Genomic DNA, 15845 nt, shown 5'->3' with positions numbered 1-15845 from the left:
CGGAACGCGTCGGTCAGCTCTGCACGGGGACGCTCCACGGAAGTGCGATCCACACCGTCTTGCCGCCGTCGGCGGTGGGGGTGACGGTGAGCCGGCCCCCGCACTGCTTGGCCAGACAGCGGATGATCACCATGCCGCGCCCGTTGTCCTGCTGAACGGCGGCGGGCAGTCGCCTGGGCCAGCGGGGGTGACTGTCCGTCACCCCCAGATGCAGGTGCTCCTCCCGCTCCAGCCGGAGGTCCACGGTGAAGGTCGGCGACTGTCCGAAGGTGTGCTGGACGGCGTTGGTCGCGAGCTCCGAGACGATGAGCTGGATGCTGTCGGCGAAATCGGTGTCGGTGGCCAGGCCCCAGTCGCCGAGCACCCGGGCCACGTACCTGCGGGCTGCCGAGACCGAGACCGGCTCGCTCGGCAGAGTGACGTTTGCTTCCTGATGGTCTGCCATGGCGAGCCGTCCCTTTCCCACCCGGACCGACCCGCGATCGGTCCGGGTTGCGCTTCGCGCCAGATTGCCATTGATGCTGCCCTCTGCGACGGCGATCCACCAAGATATGCATATATCTGTCGCTCAATGCGGTGAACCCTGCCACGCAAGACCGTATGTGGGCGGCACACTGTCCGCTCGGCAGAAGAGGGAGGGAGGCCGCGGATGCAGCACGGCCCTGCGGTTCGACGCCGCAAGCTCGGGGAGGAGCTCCGGAGCCTGCGCCACGCGTCGGGACTGACCAGTCGGGACGCGGCGCGGATACTCGGCTGGCACCAGTCGAAGGTGAGCCGGATCGAGACCGGGGTGAGCGGGGTGCGGCCGGCCGATGTGACCCGGCTGCTGGACACGTACGGCGTGGACGACACCCAGCTGCGGGATCTGCTGGCCACGCTGGCGGGTTCGGCGGGCGGTGGCGGCACCGGATGGTGGCACGCCTATCGCGGTCTGATCCCGCCCCAGTACCGCGACTTCATCAGTCTGGAGTCACAGGCGCGGACCGCGCGCACGCTGGAGACCTCGGTGGTACCCGGGCTTCTCCAGACGGCCGACTACGCGCGGGCGGTGACCCGGGCCTCGCTGGACGGGCTGCCCGCGGGCCAGCTGGACTCGCTGGTGGAGGTGCGGCTCGCCCGGCAGGGGGTACTGCGGACCGATCCGCCACTGCGGCTGAGCGCGGTGCTCGACGAGGCGGTGCTGCGGCGCGAGGTCGGCGGGTGCCGGGTGATGCGGGAGCAGCTGCGCCATCTGAGCCGGGTGGCTCAACTTCCGCATGTGCAGCTCCAGTTGCTGCCGTTCTCGGTGGGCGGCTATGCCGGCCTCACCGGACCTTTCGTTATCTTCTCATTTCCGAGCACTTCTGATCTGGATGTGGTCGTTCTTGACCATTTGACGAGTAGCCTCTATCTGGAGCGGAAAGAAGACCTTGAGGCGTACAGCTCGGCCTTCCGCACGATGCAGGCACACGCGCTGTCGCCGGAGCACTCGTTGGACCTCATCGCCGCGATCGACCGCGACGGTCGGTGACCACGGACCGCCCGAGGGGGCCTCATGTCGGAATGCCTCGCACAGCACGGCTTACGGTGGCGGCGCAGCAGCCGCAGCACGGGTATGAACAACTGTGTGGAGACAGCGTCGTCCGGTGACGGGCGGCTGGCCGTGCGGGACTCCAAGGATGTGTCCAGGCCACCGCTGCGGTTCTCCGCGGCGGCCTGGACCTCCTTCGTCACCGGTCTGCACCGGAGCCCGGTCAGCTGACGGGAGCGGTCCGCCGCACGATCGACACCGCGGTGGCGATCTGTTCCTCGGTCAGATCGGCTCGCGCCGTCAGCCTCAGCCGGGACACCCCGTCCGGCACCGACGGGGGCCGGAAGCAGCCGACCGCGATTCCGGCCTTGCGGCAGTCGGCCGCCCAGCGCACCGCCGCGTCCGCCGAGGGGGCACGCACCGAGACCACGGCCGCGTCGGGCCGCACTGCGGTCAGACCGGCCGCGGTCAGCTGCTCGTACAGCGCGGTGGCGACCGTGCGGGCCCGGCCGGCCCGCTCCGGCTCGCGGCGCAGCAGCCGCAGGCTCTCCAGTGCCGCGCCCGCCGCGGCCGGCGCGAGACCGGTGTCGAAGATGAACGTGCGGGCCGTGTTGACGAGGTGTTCGATGACCCGGGCCGGTCCGAGGACCCCTCCGCCCTGGCTGCCCAGGGACTTGGAGAGGGTCAGCGTGGTGACGATTCCCTCGCCGCCCGCCAGGCCGGCCGCGGCGAGCGCGCCCCGGCCGCCCTCCCCCAGCACGCCCAGGCCGTGCGCGTCGTCGACGAGCAGTGCGGCACCCTCCGCGCGGCAGACATCGGCCAGTCCGGGCAGCGGTGCCGCGTCGCCGTCGACCGAGAAGACCGAGTCGGTGACGGCCAGCGCCCGTCCCTCGTGCGACCGCAGAGCCTTGCGTACGGCGTCGGGATCGGCATGCGGAACGACGGCGGTTCCGGCACGGGACAACCGGCAGCCGTCCACGATCGAGGCGTGGTTGCCCGCGTCGGAGACGATCAGCGAGCCGTGACCGGTCAGCGCCGTGACGGCCGCGAGGTTGGCCGCGTAGCCGGACGACAGCACCAGGGCCGCCTCGAAGCCACAGAATTCGGCCAGTTCGCCTTCGAGTTCGGCATGCAGCGCGGTGGAGCCGGTGACAAGTCGCGATCCGGTCGCGCCCGCACCCCACCTGCGCGCGGCCTCCGCCGCGGCGGCGGTGACGTCGGGGTGCCGGGTCAGCCCCAGGTAGTCGTTGCTCGCGAGGTCCAGAAGTCCGGACGCGGCGGGCCGGGGGCGCAGAGTACGGACGAGTCCGGCGTCGGCGCGGCGGCGCGCCTCCTCGTCGATCCAGTCGAACGGGTCGAAGGACATGAGCGGTCCCTTTTGTAGGCAGCTCACAGACCCTAACCGGGGGCGCAGCAGGTCATGGTGTGGCAATACACACACCCTTGGCAGGCTCTGTTGTCCGGTTCCTCCTTGGCTGGGAGCCGTGCGGTAGGCCAGGATCTTCGCCATGGACCTCCTGAACACGCTGGCGGACAAGGGGCTGCGGCGCGAGCTGCCGACCCGCGAAGAAGCCCTCGCCGTACTGGCGACCTCGGACGACGATCTGCTCGAAGTGGTGGCCGCGGCCGGAAAGGTGCGCCGTCAGTGGTTCGGGCGACGCGTGAAACTGAACTACCTGGTCAATCTCAAGTCCGGCCTCTGCCCCGAGGACTGCTCGTACTGCTCGCAGCGGCTCGGCTCGAAGGCCGAGATCCTCAAGTACACCTGGCTGAAACCGGACGAGGCGTCGAAGGCCGCCGCCGCCGGGGTGGCGGGCGGGGCCAAGCGGGTGTGCCTGGTGGCGAGCGGTCGTGGTCCGACGGACCGCGACGTCGACCGGGTGTCGGAGACCATCGAGGCGATCAAGGAACAGAACGAGGGCGTCGAGGTGTGCGCCTGCCTCGGTCTGCTCTCCGACGGTCAGGCCGACCGGCTGCGCTCTGCGGGCGCCGACGCGTACAACCACAACCTCAACACGTCCGAGGGGACGTACGGGGACATCACCACCACCCACACCTATGCGGACCGGGTGGAGACCGTGCACCAGGCGCAGGCCGCCGGGCTCTCGGCGTGTTCCGGGCTGATCGCCGGGATGGGTGAGAGCGACGCCGACCTGGTCGATGTCGTCTTCTCGCTGCGCGAACTGGACCCGGACTCGGTTCCGGTCAACTTCCTGATCCCGTTCGAGGGAACTCCGCTGGCCAAGGAGTGGAACCTCACCCCGCAGCGCTGCCTGCGCATTCTGGCGATGGTCCGCTTCGTCTGCCCGGATGTGGAGGTACGGCTCGCGGGCGGACGCGAGGTGCATCTGCGCTCGATGCAGCCACTGGCCCTGCACCTGGTCAACTCGATCTTCCTGGGCGACTACCTCACCAGTGAGGGGCAGGCGGGCCAGACGGATCTGGACATGATCGCGGACGCCGGTTTCGAGGTGGAGGGCGCGGGAACGACGACGCTGCCCACGCACCGGGCACAGCCGGGCGGCGGATGCGGTTCGCACGACGGCGGATGCGCCCCCTGCGGTGAAGCGCCCGCAGAGGCCGAGGCCGAGTCCCAGGAAGCGCCGGCCGCCCGTACGGATCTGGTCGCGGTCCGCCGTCGCGGCGCGGGAACGGATCTCGCCCCCAATGCCTGAGGCCCTCTCCCCGGCCGAGCTGCGGTCCCTGGACCGGGCCCACGTCTGGCATCCGTACGGCCCGATGCCGGGGCGCCAGGAGCCGCTGGTCGTGGAGTCCGCGTCCGGGGTGCGGCTGAGACTGGCGGAACCCGCCCACGGGCAGCTTGAGTTGGTCGACGGCATGTCGTCCTGGTGGTCGGCGGTGCACGGTTACAACCATCCGGTGCTGAACGAGGCGGCCCGTGGTCAGCTGGGCCGGATGAGCCATGTGATGTTCGGCGGGCTCACCCATGAGCCCGCCGTGCGGCTGGCCACCCGGCTGGTCGAGATCACCCCGGAGCCGCTGCGGCACGTCTTCCTCGCGGACTCGGGGTCGGTCTCCGTCGAGGTCGCGGTCAAGATGTGCCTGCAGTACTGGCGCTCGGCCGGGCGGCCCGCCAAGCAGCGGCTGCTGACCTGGCGCGGCGGCTATCACGGGGACACCTGGCAGCCGATGTCGGTGTGCGACCCCGAGGGCGGCATGCACGAGCTGTGGTCGGGCGTCCTGCCCCGCCAGATCTTCGCCGACGAGCCCCCGGCCGGTTTCGACGCGGACCCGGATGCCGCGTACGTCCGGCACCTGCGGGAACTGATCGCGGAGCACGCCGACCGGCTGGCCGCGGTGATCGTGGAGCCGGTGGTGCAGGGCGCGGGCGGGATGCGGTTCCACTCCCCCGCGTATCTGCGGGTGCTGCGCGAGGCGTGCGACGAGCACGACGTGCTGCTGGTGTTCGACGAGATCGCCACGGGTTTCGGCCGTACCGGGAAGCTGTTCGCCGCTGAGCACTCGGGGATCTCGCCCGATGTCATGTGCGTGGGCAAGGCGCTGACCGGCGGCTATCTGACGATGGCGGCGACGCTGTGCACCTCCCGGGTGGCGGAGGGCATCTCGCGCGGCGAGGTGCCGGTGCTCGCGCACGGACCGACGTTCATGGGCAATCCGCTCGCCGCCGCGGTGGCGAGCGCCTCGATCGATCTGCTGCTCGGCCAGGACTGGGAGCGGGAGGTGAGGCGGATCGGCACGGGGCTGCGGGAGGGTCTCGCCCCGGCGGCGGAGCTGCCCGGGGTGCGGGATGTACGGGTGCTGGGTGCGATCGGCGTCGTACAGCTCGATCACGAGGTGGACATGGCGGCCGCGACCCGGGCCGCGGTACGGGAAGGGGTGTGGCTGCGGCCGTTCCGCGACCTCGTCTACACGATGCCGCCGTATGTGACGGGTGACGATGACGTGGCGCGGATCTGCCGTGCCGTGTGCGCGGCTGCGCGAGAGGGATGAGATGACGGTTCTGGTAGTGACGGGAACGGGCACGGAGATCGGCAAGACGGTCGTGACAGCGGCCGTGGCGGCGGCGTGCCCGGACCGCCGTGTCGCGGTGCTCAAGCCGGCGCAGACGGGGCTGGCCCCCGGCGAGCCGGGTGATGCCGCCGAGGTCGTCCGGCTGGCGGGTGGCCATGTCACCGCGGTCGAACTGGCCCGGTTCCCCGAACCGTTGGCGCCTGCCACCGCCGCCCGGAGGGCAGGCCTACCGCCGGTACGGCCGTACGAGATCGCCGATGCGGCGCAGAAGCTGGCGACCGAACACGATCTGGTGCTGATCGAGGGCGCGGGCGGTCTGCTCGTACGGTTCGACGACGAGGGCTCGACTCTCGCCGACGCCGCCCGGCTGCTGGCCGCCCCGGTGCTGGTCGTGACGCCCGCCGGTCTGGGCACGCTCAACACCACCGCACTGACCTCGGAGGCGCTCCGGGCCCGGGGGCTGGAGTGCCTCGGCGTGGTGGTGGGCAGCATGCCTGCCGAGCCGGACCTCGCGGCGCGCTGCAATCTGGCGGACCTCCCCGTGGCGGCGGGCGCCCCGCTGCTGGGTGCGGTGCGTGCCGGTGCGGGGTCCCTGGATCCCGCCGACTTCCGCGCGCGGGCCAGGAGTTGGCTCGCCGCGGAACTGGGCGGGAATCGGCCCGCCGACTGAGCGGCTGAGCGGTGCGGGACGGGGGAGAATCTAAGTAGCCCGTACTTTCTGTCCGAGCGCCCGGTCGAGGAGGTCCGTCATGCGTCCGCGCAACACGAGAATCCCGGAGGACGCGGTGCACCACCCCGTCTTCGCCCGGTTCTACGCCCGGATGAGCGTGGCCGCGGAGACCAGGGCGGGACTGGCCGCGGTGCGCTCGGAGCTGTTGGCCGGCCTGACCGGCCGGGTCATCGAGATCGGTGCGGGCAATGGCCTGAACTTCGCGCACTACCCGCCCACGGTGTCGGAGGTGGTGGCCATCGAACCCGAGCGCAGCCTGCGGCAGTTGGCGGTGCGGTCGGCGCTGCGTGCGGCACTCCCGGTGGATGTGGTGCCGGGCACGGCGGAGGCGCTGCCGGTGAAGAGCGAGGCGTTCGACGGGGCCGTCGCCTCGCTGGTGCTGTGCACCGTACGGAATGTGGAGCGTTCGCTCGCGGAGATCGTGCGGGTGCTGCGGCCCGGCGGCGAGCTGCGCTTCTTCGAGCACGTGCGGGCCGACGACCGGGCCATGGCGGCAGCGCAACGGGCACTGGACCGTACGGTCTGGCCGCTGGTGACGGGCGGGTGTCACACCGCGCGCGACACCCTGGCCGCCATCGAGAGGGCCGGATTCGTGGTGGAGACCTACCGCAGGGTCAGGATGCCCGAGTGGGGAGTCCGGCTGCCCACGTCGGCCTGCGTGCTGGGTGTGGCCCGGCGCCCGGCCGCGGTGGACTGACGCACTCCGGCCCGCCGTCGCGTGCCGGGGCTGTCACAGACTCCACTGACGGAGTTCGTCGGCGATGGCCCGGACGTCCGCCTTGCCCTCCTTGACCAGTCGGGCCAGGTCGCGCACCTGTTCGGGCGAGGTGATGACCTTGAGTCCGGAGGCGACGAGATATCCGTACGCGACGGCCGAGGAGAACATCGCGTTGGAGTGTTCGAGCGCGGGGACGTGGAGCAGCAATTGCAGGAGGGCAGCGGCCCGGGAGTGCGGGTCGCTGTAGACGGGGCTGCCGAAGATCTCGGCCTCATGACGGGCCACCGCCGCCACGAGCGCACCCCAGTCGACGACCTGCGGATCACCGGGGGTCTTGTGCTCGGCCACCATGAGCAGCCAGGAAAGGTCGATCTGGAGGTTCAACGCGTGCCTTTGCGCTCCGGGCCGAACTCCTCGGCGAACACCGACTCGTACTGCTTCATGAAGTCGGCCGCGGCCTCGACGAAGGTGTGTCCGACCTCGCCCGCATCCTGCCTCACGAGCTCCTCTATGTAACGGTTCACGCTCATCCCCCTCTGTAGCGCGCGCTGCCGCGCGGCCTCGGCGGTGGCCTCGTCCACTCTCACGTTCAGCTGAGTCTTGGGCACAGCAACACGCTAGCGCGGGTGCGCTAGCACCGGCAAGAGGAGCCCACCGGTGCCCCGTACACGGGTCCCGGTGCGCAGAAAGCCGTACGCGGGCAGCCCGGCCGATGACCTCGAAATGGCCCCGGAACGGCCTTGTGGATGTGATGCCCCCCATAGGGGCCAGGTCACATCCTAGGGAGGGTAGTAGGAGCAGGGCCGCTCGAACGGCATGGAATCGGCCCAGAATGGTTCATTTCGGACATTGTTCCGTATTGGGGTAGTACGTCACATCATTGACCCCCACCCCGGCCGCCGCTAACCATGGCTGTCGTTGCGGGGAACCGCGACCGGACCGCACGGACACCGCCGGGCCGCTCGCCCCCTCCCGCACCACGCAGGGCCCCGCCCCGCACCACGCCTCCGGCACCGGACGGCGACACCACACCCACAGGAGAGTCACTTCCGCATGACCACGCAGACCCGCACCGGCCGCATCGCCCGCATCCGCACCCTGTCCGTCGCCGCCCTCGCCACCACCGGCGCAGCCGCAGCAGCCCTCACCCTGACCTCGACCTCCGCACAGGCGGCCGAGACGAAGCAGAGCGCCCCCGTCGTCCGGACCGCCCCCACCGGCGACGTCCAGGACACCCAGAAGACCGGCAAGGGCTACGCCAACAACCTCGACGGCTGGATCAAGGAATCCCTGGCCATCATGAAGGCCAAGGGCATACCCGGCAGCTACGAAGGACTGCACCGAAACATCATGCGCGAGTCCGGCGGCAACCCCACCGCCCAGAACGGCTGGGACATCAACGCCCAGAAGGGCACCCCCTCCAAGGGCCTGCTCCAGGTCATCCAGCCCACCTTCAGCGCCTACCACGTCGCCGGCACCGCCCACGACCTCACCAACCCCGTCGCCAACATCACCGCGGCCGCCAACTACGCCGCCGACCGCTACGGATCCATCGACAACGTCAACTCCGCCTACTGAGCCACGGATTCGTACCGGCACACGGCACCGTGATACGGCCGAATCGCCACAGACAGCGCGCAGCGCGGAAATCGCTCGCCGAACGGATCGGCGCTCTGCTTGGCTCGCCCCATGAGTGATCTCCACATCCGCTGCGCCGGTCCCGGCGACGTCGACGCCGTATTGAGCTTCTGGCTCGAAGCCGCAGAAGGAACGAGCATCAGCGACGACCACGACGGGGTGTCCCGGCTCATTTCGAGAGACCCCGAAGCCCTGCTTCTGGCGGAGCGCGGCAGTCGTCTCGTGGGAACCGTCATAGCCGGTTTCGACGGCTGGCGGTGTTCTGCCTACCGACTGGCCGTGCACCCCGACCACCGCCGGGAAGGCATCGCCACCGCCTTGACGGAGGCGGCGGAACAGCGATTCCTCAGCCTCGGCGGGCGGCGGGTCGACGCCATGGTCCTGGAAGCCAACGAGCGGGCGCACCGCACATGGGCCGCGGGTGGCTACCACCGCGAGGACCACTGGCGGCGCTGGGTGAAGCCGCTCACGGGCTGAGAAGATCACCGGGAGATCGATCGACTTTGCCGATCCTTTACGATGGATGTTCCTCTGTCCGATCCTTCCGAAAGGTGTGAGCGTCCGCCCATGGGCGAGCCTCCCAGTAGCCGGCATCGCCGGCACCGAGCGATCCTCCTGCCCCTGCCCGATCATGGGACGGAGGTGAACCGATGACCGAAGTGCTCCTGCTGCTCGTGGCAGTACTGCTCTCCCTGGCCTGCGGCGCCTTCGTCGCGGCCGAGTTCTCTCTGACGACGGTCGAGCGCGGCCAGCTCGAAAGGGCCGTCGAGCGGGGTGAGCGGGGCGCGGCGAGCGCCATGAAGGCCGTACGCAGCCTCACCTTCCAGCTCTCCGGCGCTCAGCTCGGCATCACCGTCACCAACCTGGTGGTCGGCATGCTCTCCGAACCGTCCATCGCGAAGCTGATCCGCGGTCCGGTGGAGGCGGTGGGCCTGTCCCCGAGCGTGGCGTCCTCGGTGGCCCTCGTCCTGGGAACCGCGCTGTCCACCGTGTTCCTGATGATCGTCGGCGAACTCGTCCCGAAGAACTGGGCGATCTCCTCCCCGCTCGCCGTGGCGAAGACCGTCGCCACGCCGCAGCGGGCCTTCACCGCCGTCTTCCGGCCCTTCATCAGCCACCTGAACAACACCGCCAACCGGATCGTGCGCCGCCTCGGCCTGGAACCGGCCGAGGAGCTGGCCTCCGCGCGCAGCCCGCAGGAGCTGGCGGCGCTGGCCCGGCACAGCGCGAAGGAAGGTGCGCTGGAGGCGGACACGGCGGAGCTGTTCGTCCGCACGCTGAACCTGGCGGAGCTGACGGCGGAGAACGTGATGACCCCCCGGGTCCAGGTCACCGCGCTGGAGGCGCAGGCGACGGTCGAGGACGTCGCGAACGCCACCCGGGCGACGGGCCTGTCCCGTTTCCCCGTCTATCTCGGCAGCCTGGACACCGTCGTCGGTGTGGCCCACATCAAGGACGTGCTGGCCATCCCCGCCGAACTGCGGTCCCGGACGCGCGTCTCGGAGATGCTGCGCGAACCGCTGCTCGTGCCGGAGACCCTCACGGTGGACCGGCTCCTGGACCGGTTGTCCGGCAAGCTCGCCATGGCCGTCGTCATCGACGAGTACGGCGGCACGGCCGGAGTCGTGACGCTGGAGGACATCGTCGAGGAAGTGGTCGGTGAGGTGCGTGACGAACACGACCCGCACGAGACCGCGGACCTCGCGCCGGCCGGCGAGGACGCCGACGGACGGACCTTGTGGTCGGCCGACGGCGCCGCGCGCATCGACCAGCTGAAGACGATCGGACTGCGGGTGCCGGACGGACCGTACGAAACACTCGCCGGGCTCGTCGCCACCGAGGTCGGCCGCATCCCCTCCGTGGGTGACTCTCTCGAGCTGGCGGGCTGGCGGATCGACGTGGTCGACGCGTCGGGGCGCCGCGCCGCGCGGGCCCTGCTGCACGCTCCGCTGCCACGTGACGACGAGCAGACGGAGGACGCACGATGATCGCCGTCCAGCTCTTGATCGGTCTGCTGACCCTGGTCGTCAACGCCTTCTTCGTCGGGGCGGAGTTCGCGCTGATCTCCGTACGCCGCAGCCAGATCGAGCCCGCGGCCGAGGCCGGGGACAGGCGGGCGCGAAGCGTCGTCTGGGGCCTCGAACACGTATCGGCACTGCTCGCGGCGGCTCAGCTCGGCATCACCCTCTGCACGCTGGTGCTCGGCATCGTCGCCGAGCCGGCCTTCGCGCATCTGCTGGAGCCCGTCTTCGATGCGGTGGGCATGCCGCACGGGCTGATCCATCCGATCTCGTTCGTGATCGCGCTGTCCGTGGCGACGTATCTGCACATGCTCCTCGGCGAAATGGTGCCGAAGAACATCGCCCTGGCCGAGCCCGTCCGCGCCGCGCTGGTGCTCGGACCCCCGCTGGTGGCCCTGGCCAGGGCGCTGCGCCCGGTGATCTTCGCGATCAACGCCCTCGCCAACGGGATACTCAAGATCCTGCGGGTCGAGCCGAAGAACGAGGTGTCCGCCACGTTCTCCGACGACGAACTGGCCCGGCTGGTGACGGACGCAGGCGACGCCGGGCTGGTCGACGACCGCTCGGCCGCGCGACTGCACCACGCCCTCGAACTGGGCCGTCGCCCGGTGCGGGACGTGGTGATGCCGGTCGACCAGGTCACGTACGCCAGGATCGGGACCACACCGGAGCAACTGGAACAGCTCTCGTACGAGAGCGGGTTCTCGCGCTTTCCCGTGATGGACAGCGAGGAGCGGATCCTGGGCTACCTCCATGTGAAGGACGCCCTCGATGCCACGCCGCGCGATGTGCCCTTCCCGGTGACCGCGATGCGCCCCATCGCCCGGGTCCGGGCCGGCACTCCGCTGGACGACGTCCTGACCGCGCTGCGGCGCAGCCGTACGCATCTGGCGGCGGTTCTCGACGAGGACGACCGGCTGGCCGGAATGGTCACCATGGAGGACGTGCTCCGCGAACTGGTCGGGCGCCCGAAGGCACACTGACCGGTGCAGGGGACGCGGTGCGGCTTCCGGCCGCGCCCCCTGGGCCGGCGGCCCGGTCGGAGCCGAGCGACCGCGGACGCCGGAAGGCGCCGGACCCACCGCGATACGATGCGCATCGCCATGGAAATAAATGCCTCCTACAGCAGTCTTGTCGCGGTCGGCGACTCGTTCACCGAGGGCATGTCGGACCTGCTGCCCGACGGTTCGTACCGCGGCTGGGCCGATGTCCTCGCCGGCCGGCTCGCCGTCCGTACGCCGGGATTCCGCTACGCGAATCTCGCCGTGCGGGGCAAGCTGATCGGCCAGATCGTCGACGAACAGGTCGATGTGGCGGCCGCCCTGCGGGCGGATGTCGTCACACTCGTCGGCGGGCTCAACGACACGCTGCGGCCCAAGTGCGACATGGGCATGGTCCGCGGACGGCTCGAAGAGGCGGTGGAACGTCTCGCGCCCTCGTGCAAGCAGCTCGTGCTCATGCGTAGCCCGGGGCGCAACGGCCCGGTGATGGAGCGTTTCCGTCCGCGGATGGAGGAGCTGTTCGCCCTGGTCGACGACTTGGCGGCCCGGCACGGAGCGCTGGTCGTCGATCTGTACGGAGCACCGGCGCTGGGCGATCCCCGGTTGTGGGACGTCGACCGGCTGCATCTGACGGCCGACGGACACAGCAGGGTGGCCGAGGCGGTCTGGCAGACGCTGGGGCTGCCTCCGGAGAACGACTGGGGGACGGCACTGCCCACCGCCGTACCGCCCGGGTGGGCCCGACGACGCGTCGATGACGTCCGCTTCGCCCGCGAGCACCTGATGCCGTGGATCGGCCGTCGGCTGACCGGCCGCTCCTCCGGGGACGGACGGACGGGCGCCCAGTACAGCTCCGAACTGGGCAGGGCGTTCTGGGTCACCCCCGAGGACGCCCGGGACCCCGGCCCCGTGGCAACGTGGCGCCGGGTCGACCCGGCTCCGCTCCCGTAGCAGCCCACGAACCGGACCGCGGCGCCGGCCCGCGCACCGCTCCCCGGCGGGGTGACTGAGCCGCGAGTGCCGCGCGTCGCGAAGTCGCGCCCTTCGCGGAGTCACACCCTTCGCCGAGTCGCGCCCTTCGCATCTCCGGCCCACGCATGAGCCGGCAGGCGTGCTCGCGGAGGAGCCGCTTCGAGTGAATTTCCGGCATGTTCCCGCCGAGTGGGTTCCGCCGAGCGGGAGTCCACGCCCACGCTCGGTCAGGACTGATCGCAGCCACCGGGAGATCGCCGTGCACATCCTGCTTGTCGCAAGCGCGTTCAACAGCCTCACCCAACGTGTCCAGGCGGAGCTGAGGGACCACGGGCACTCCGTCGCCGTGCAACTCGCGCACGAGGAAGGCCCGGTCCGGGAAGCCGTCAGCCGGGAGGGCCCGGACCTTGTTGTGGCGCCGTACCTGAAGACCGCGATCCCGAGGGACGTCTGGTCGGTCCACACCTGTCTCGTCGTCCATCCGGGGCCGGTCGGCGACCGCGGGCCCTCCTCCCTGGACTGGGCCGTCCACGAGGGAGCGGACCACTGGGGCGTCACTGTGCTCCAGGCGAACGCGGAGATGGACGCGGGCGACGTCTGGGCGTCCGTGTCCTGTCCGCTGCCCCCGGTGGGCAAGAGCGACCTGTACCGCAACGAGATCTCGGACGCCGCCGTGGAGGCGGTGCTTCTGGCGGTCGGACGCTTCGCGTCGGGGACGTACACCCCGGCGCCGCAGGCCTCCGGCGCCGGCGAAGGCTGCCGCCCCCTGTTCCGCCAGTCGCTGCGCCGCATCGACTGGCAGTCGGACTCCACCGCGACGGTGGTCCGCAGGCTCAGGGCGGCGGACTCCCAGCCCGGTGTGCTCGACGAGTTGCTGGGCGGCGAGTGGTTCCAGCACGGCGGGTACCCCGAGTCCCGGCTGGGCGGGCGTCCGGGGGATGTGGTGGCCACCCGGGACGGCGCGATCTGCCGGGCGACCACGGACGGCGCGGTGTGGATCCCCGAACTGCGGCCACGGCGGGCGCCGGGCGGCCCGGCCACCTTCAAGCTCCCCGCCACCTCGGCGCTGGCCGGGCGGCTGTCCGCCGTACCCGAGCGGCCGGCTCCGCTGCACCGGACCGGGGACGACGACACCTGGTCCGAGACCGGCTACCGGGAGGAGGCCGGGACCGGCTTCCTGTCGTTCTCGTTCCGTGGCGGGGCGATGAGCACGGCACAGTGCCAACGCCTGCTGCGCGCCTACCGGTTCGCCTGCTCCCGGCCCACCTCGGTGCTGGTCGTCGGCGGCGGTCGGGACTTCTTCTCCAACGGCATCCACCTCAACGTGATCGAGGCGGCGGCCGACCCCGGCGCCGAGTCCTGGGCCAACATCAATGCCATGGACGACCTGGTGGAGGCGGTGCTGACCACCACGGACCGGCTCGTCGTCGCCGCCCTGGCCGGGAACGCCGCGGCGGGCGGGGTGATGCTGGCCGTCGCCGCCGACGAGGTGTGGTGCAGGGCGGGCGCGGTGTTCAATCCGCACTACCGCCTGATGGGGCTGTACGGATCGGAGTACTGGACGTACACGCTGCCGCGGCGGGTGGGTGCGGCGGCGGCCGACCGGCTCATGCGGGACGCCCTGCCGGTCAGCTCCACCGCAGCCCATCGGCTCGGGCTGGTCGACCGGGTGATCCCGTGCGCCCCCCGGTCGTTCGACTCGGAGGTCGGCGCCCTGGCGACCCGCCTGGCAGCCCTGCCCGCGACGCAGTCCCGGATCCACGCGAAGAAGGAGGAGCGGGACCGGGTCGACCTGGCCCCGTACCGGGAGGCCGAACTCGTCCGCATGCACCGCATCTTCGCGGACCCGCACCACCCGTACCACGGGCTGCGCCGGGCCTTCGTCCGCAAGGAACGCCCGGCACCCGGCACCGCGGTCCCGCAGCTCCCGTTTGCCCGGGGCTGACCGCGGTGCGGCGGCGGAGGGCTACCGCTGCTCCGCCAGCCAGTCGTACCAGTGGGCCAGGCCCTCGCCGGTGGTCGCGGAGACCGTCAGCACGCGCACGTCCGGGTTCACCGAGCGCGCGTGCTGTGTGCACTGCTCGACGTCGAAGTCGACATGGGGCAGGAGATCGGACTTGTTGATCAGGATCAGGTCGGCCGCGGCGAACATGTACGGGTACTTCAGCGGCTTGTCCGTGCCCTCGGTGACCGAGATGATCACGACCTTGCTGCGCTCCCCCAGGTCGAACAGGGCGGGGCACACCAGGTTTCCGACGTTCTCCACCATGAGCAGCGAGCCCTCGGCCGGGGACAGCGCCGTGAGGGCGTCCCGCATCATCTCCGCGTCGAGGTGGCACCCCGCCCCCGTGTTCACCTGCACCACGGCGCAGCCCGTACGCCTGATCCGGTCGGCGTCGAGCCTCGTCTCCTGGTCGCCCTCGATGACGGCCATCGGCCGACGGCCGCCGAGGTCGGTGACGGCGCGTTCCAGAAGGGTGGTCTTGCCCGCGCCCGGCGAGCTCATCACGTTCACGGCCACGACGCCGCGGTCGGTCATCCACGTCCGGTTGCGCTCCGCGAGCAGGTCGTTCTTGGCGAGCACCTTCTGCTCGATGGTGACCGTCTCACCGGCTCCGCTCGGCTGACGACGCTCGTGCGGACGAAGGTGCTGGTGCGGATGCGGGTGCCCGTGGTCCGGTGCATCCTCCTCCCGCAGCATCACGATCCTGGTCCCGCCGGACTCCTCGGCACAGCCGCAGGTACCGCACATGGTTCAGCCCACTTCCATGGAGACGATCTGCAGTTCCTGTCCCGATGTGATCTCCACATCCGCGCTGCCGCAGGGACACAGCAGAATCAGGTCGGTCAGGGTGAATTCGACGGCACAGGTACGGCAGCGGCCGGCGCCGGGCGGCTGGTCGATCTCCAACTGCGCGCCCTCGGCGGCCGTTCCCTCCGTGACCAGGCCGAAGCAGAACCGCATCGAGTCGGGCACCACGGCCGTGAGCACGCCGACGCGGACGCGGACCGAACGGACCGGACGCCCCCCGGCGCGTTCGCACACCGAGTCGACGACGCTCTGTGTGATGGCCAGCTCGTGCACCGGTGCCTCGTCCTTCCGCGGGTGGCTCCGACCGTAGGGCCACGGGAGGACCGTGGCGCCGCCCGACGGGACCGGTTCCCCGCCCGGACCACCCGAGCGGCCCACCGTATGCCGTCATTCGGGCCCCGGTGACGCGGCGGGACGGCGAATTCCCCTGTTGCCGGTGCCCGCGAATCG

The 15845-nt window shown here is 70.9% G+C and carries 18 protein-coding genes; 12 read left to right on the top strand and 6 right to left on the bottom strand.

The window, feature by feature from the left end; translation table 11 throughout:
- Window positions 1-13 precede the first annotated feature (13 nt).
- Window positions 14-445 (bottom strand): ATP-binding protein, encoded by a 432-nt coding sequence (locus OG611_RS21940; RefSeq protein ID WP_266422765.1) that lies wholly within the window; start codon window positions 443-445, stop codon window positions 14-16.
- A gap of 204 nt (window positions 446-649) precedes the next feature.
- Between OG611_RS21940 and OG611_RS21935 the strand changes: the two genes are divergently transcribed.
- Both OG611_RS21935 and OG611_RS21930 read left to right on the top strand, forming a co-directional pair.
- Window positions 650-1510, top strand: a complete 861-nt coding sequence (locus tag OG611_RS21935; RefSeq protein ID WP_266422762.1) for a helix-turn-helix transcriptional regulator — start codon at window positions 650-652, stop codon at window positions 1508-1510.
- 24 nt (window positions 1511-1534) lie between these two features.
- Window positions 1535-1741: a DUF397 domain-containing protein gene (locus OG611_RS21930; protein WP_266422759.1), complete on the top strand. Its 207-nt coding sequence runs from the start codon at window positions 1535-1537 to the stop codon at window positions 1739-1741.
- On the opposite strand, the gene OG611_RS21925 is transcribed toward OG611_RS21930, so the two are convergent.
- The gene (locus OG611_RS21925) at window positions 1734-2876 is read right to left on the bottom strand and encodes an 8-amino-7-oxononanoate synthase (protein WP_266422756.1); all 1143 of its coding nucleotides are present in this window, start codon (window positions 2874-2876) and stop codon (window positions 1734-1736) included. The genes OG611_RS21930 and OG611_RS21925 overlap by 8 nt on opposite strands.
- A 142-nt stretch (window positions 2877-3018) precedes the next feature.
- Here OG611_RS21925 and bioB point away from each other — a divergent pair, with 142 nt between their 5' ends.
- The 4 genes from bioB (at window position 3019) to OG611_RS21905 (ending at window position 6930) form a co-directional block, all read left to right on the top strand.
- On the top strand, window positions 3019-4185 hold the full coding sequence (bioB, locus tag OG611_RS21920; protein ID WP_266422753.1) for a biotin synthase BioB: 1167 nt from the start codon (window positions 3019-3021) through the stop codon (window positions 4183-4185).
- Window positions 4178-5482 (top strand): adenosylmethionine--8-amino-7-oxononanoate transaminase, encoded by a 1305-nt coding sequence (locus tag OG611_RS21915; RefSeq protein ID WP_266422750.1) that lies wholly within the window; start codon window positions 4178-4180, stop codon window positions 5480-5482. Before bioB ends, OG611_RS21915 begins: the two co-directional genes overlap by 8 nt.
- Window position 5483: 1 nt before the next feature.
- A complete protein-coding gene (gene bioD / locus OG611_RS21910) occupies window positions 5484-6173 on the top strand; it encodes a dethiobiotin synthase (RefSeq protein WP_266422747.1) in 690 nt (229 codons plus the stop codon).
- 79 nt (window positions 6174-6252) lie between these two features.
- A complete protein-coding gene (locus tag OG611_RS21905; protein ID WP_266422744.1) occupies window positions 6253-6930 on the top strand; it encodes a class I SAM-dependent methyltransferase in 678 nt (225 codons plus the stop codon).
- A gap of 33 nt (window positions 6931-6963) precedes the next feature.
- On the opposite strand, the gene OG611_RS21900 is transcribed toward OG611_RS21905, so the two are convergent.
- Together OG611_RS21900 and OG611_RS21895 are read right to left on the bottom strand one after the other, a co-directional pair.
- On the bottom strand, window positions 6964-7335 hold the full coding sequence (locus tag OG611_RS21900; RefSeq protein WP_093551070.1) for a fic family toxin-antitoxin system, toxin component: 372 nt from the start codon (window positions 7333-7335) through the stop codon (window positions 6964-6966).
- Window positions 7332-7559: an antitoxin gene (locus OG611_RS21895; RefSeq protein WP_093551072.1), complete on the bottom strand. Its 228-nt coding sequence runs from the start codon at window positions 7557-7559 to the stop codon at window positions 7332-7334. The genes OG611_RS21900 and OG611_RS21895 overlap by 4 nt, the downstream gene beginning before the upstream one ends.
- A 445-nt stretch (window positions 7560-8004) precedes the next feature.
- Here OG611_RS21895 and OG611_RS21890 point away from each other — a divergent pair, with 445 nt between their 5' ends.
- The 6 genes from OG611_RS21890 to OG611_RS21865 all read left to right on the top strand — a co-directional run bounded on the left by OG611_RS21890 (window position 8005) and on the right by OG611_RS21865 (window position 14528).
- Window positions 8005-8529: a transglycosylase SLT domain-containing protein gene (locus OG611_RS21890; protein ID WP_266422739.1), complete on the top strand. Its 525-nt coding sequence runs from the start codon at window positions 8005-8007 to the stop codon at window positions 8527-8529.
- 111 nt (window positions 8530-8640) lie between these two features.
- Entirely contained in the window at window positions 8641-9066 is a 426-nt protein-coding gene (locus OG611_RS21885) for a GNAT family N-acetyltransferase (protein WP_266422736.1), read from the top strand.
- A gap of 173 nt (window positions 9067-9239) precedes the next feature.
- Window positions 9240-10577: a hemolysin family protein gene (locus OG611_RS21880; protein ID WP_266422733.1), complete on the top strand. Its 1338-nt coding sequence runs from the start codon at window positions 9240-9242 to the stop codon at window positions 10575-10577.
- A complete protein-coding gene (locus OG611_RS21875) occupies window positions 10574-11593 on the top strand; it encodes a hemolysin family protein (RefSeq protein WP_266422730.1) in 1020 nt (339 codons plus the stop codon). Before OG611_RS21880 ends, OG611_RS21875 begins: the two co-directional genes overlap by 4 nt.
- A 120-nt stretch (window positions 11594-11713) precedes the next feature.
- Complete coding sequence (locus OG611_RS21870) at window positions 11714-12562, top strand: SGNH/GDSL hydrolase family protein (protein ID WP_266426093.1); 849 nt, start codon at window positions 11714-11716, stop codon at window positions 12560-12562.
- 280 nt (window positions 12563-12842) lie between these two features.
- Window positions 12843-14528, top strand: coding sequence for a hydrogenase maturation protein (locus OG611_RS21865; RefSeq protein WP_266422727.1), 1686 nt, complete (start codon window positions 12843-12845; stop codon window positions 14526-14528).
- 21 nt (window positions 14529-14549) lie between these two features.
- On the opposite strand, the gene hypB is transcribed toward OG611_RS21865, so the two are convergent.
- A complete protein-coding gene (gene hypB / locus OG611_RS21860) occupies window positions 14550-15335 on the bottom strand; it encodes a hydrogenase nickel incorporation protein HypB (RefSeq protein WP_266422724.1) in 786 nt (261 codons plus the stop codon).
- A gap of 3 nt (window positions 15336-15338) precedes the next feature.
- Complete coding sequence (locus OG611_RS21855) at window positions 15339-15668, bottom strand: hydrogenase maturation nickel metallochaperone HypA (RefSeq protein WP_072486396.1); 330 nt, start codon at window positions 15666-15668, stop codon at window positions 15339-15341.
- Window positions 15669-15845: the final 177 nt, after the last annotated feature.

It is taken from the genome of Streptomyces sp. NBC_01363 (genome assembly GCF_026340595.1).
In the GTDB taxonomy this organism is placed as follows: domain Bacteria; phylum Actinomycetota; class Actinomycetes; order Streptomycetales; family Streptomycetaceae; genus Streptomyces.
This window is presented reverse-complemented; position numbering and strand designations above follow the sequence as displayed.

Bases quoted from the DNA above. Each gene is read 5' to 3' on its own strand.
- OG611_RS21940 (WP_266422765.1), bottom strand. From the start codon at position 445: ATGGCAGACCATCAGGAAGCAAACGTCACTCTGCCGAGCGAGCCGGTC.
- OG611_RS21935 (WP_266422762.1), top strand. From the start codon at position 650: ATGCAGCACGGCCCTGCGGTTCGACGCCGCAAGCTCGGGGAGGAGCTC.
- OG611_RS21930 (WP_266422759.1), top strand. From the start codon at position 1,535: ATGTCGGAATGCCTCGCACAGCACGGCTTACGGTGGCGGCGCAGCAGC.
- OG611_RS21925 (WP_266422756.1), bottom strand. From the start codon at position 2,876: ATGTCCTTCGACCCGTTCGACTGGATCGACGAGGAGGCGCGCCGCCGC.
- bioB (WP_266422753.1), top strand. From the start codon at position 3,019: ATGGACCTCCTGAACACGCTGGCGGACAAGGGGCTGCGGCGCGAGCTG.
- OG611_RS21915 (WP_266422750.1), top strand. From the start codon at position 4,178: ATGCCTGAGGCCCTCTCCCCGGCCGAGCTGCGGTCCCTGGACCGGGCC.
- bioD (WP_266422747.1), top strand. From the start codon at position 5,484: ATGACGGTTCTGGTAGTGACGGGAACGGGCACGGAGATCGGCAAGACG.
- OG611_RS21905 (WP_266422744.1), top strand. From the start codon at position 6,253: ATGCGTCCGCGCAACACGAGAATCCCGGAGGACGCGGTGCACCACCCC.
- OG611_RS21890 (WP_266422739.1), top strand. From the start codon at position 8,005: ATGACCACGCAGACCCGCACCGGCCGCATCGCCCGCATCCGCACCCTG.
- OG611_RS21885 (WP_266422736.1), top strand. From the start codon at position 8,641: ATGAGTGATCTCCACATCCGCTGCGCCGGTCCCGGCGACGTCGACGCC.
- OG611_RS21880 (WP_266422733.1), top strand. From the start codon at position 9,240: ATGACCGAAGTGCTCCTGCTGCTCGTGGCAGTACTGCTCTCCCTGGCC.
- OG611_RS21875 (WP_266422730.1), top strand. From the start codon at position 10,574: ATGATCGCCGTCCAGCTCTTGATCGGTCTGCTGACCCTGGTCGTCAAC.
- OG611_RS21870 (WP_266426093.1), top strand. From the start codon at position 11,714: ATGGAAATAAATGCCTCCTACAGCAGTCTTGTCGCGGTCGGCGACTCG.
- hypB (WP_266422724.1), bottom strand. From the start codon at position 15,335: ATGTGCGGTACCTGCGGCTGTGCCGAGGAGTCCGGCGGGACCAGGATC.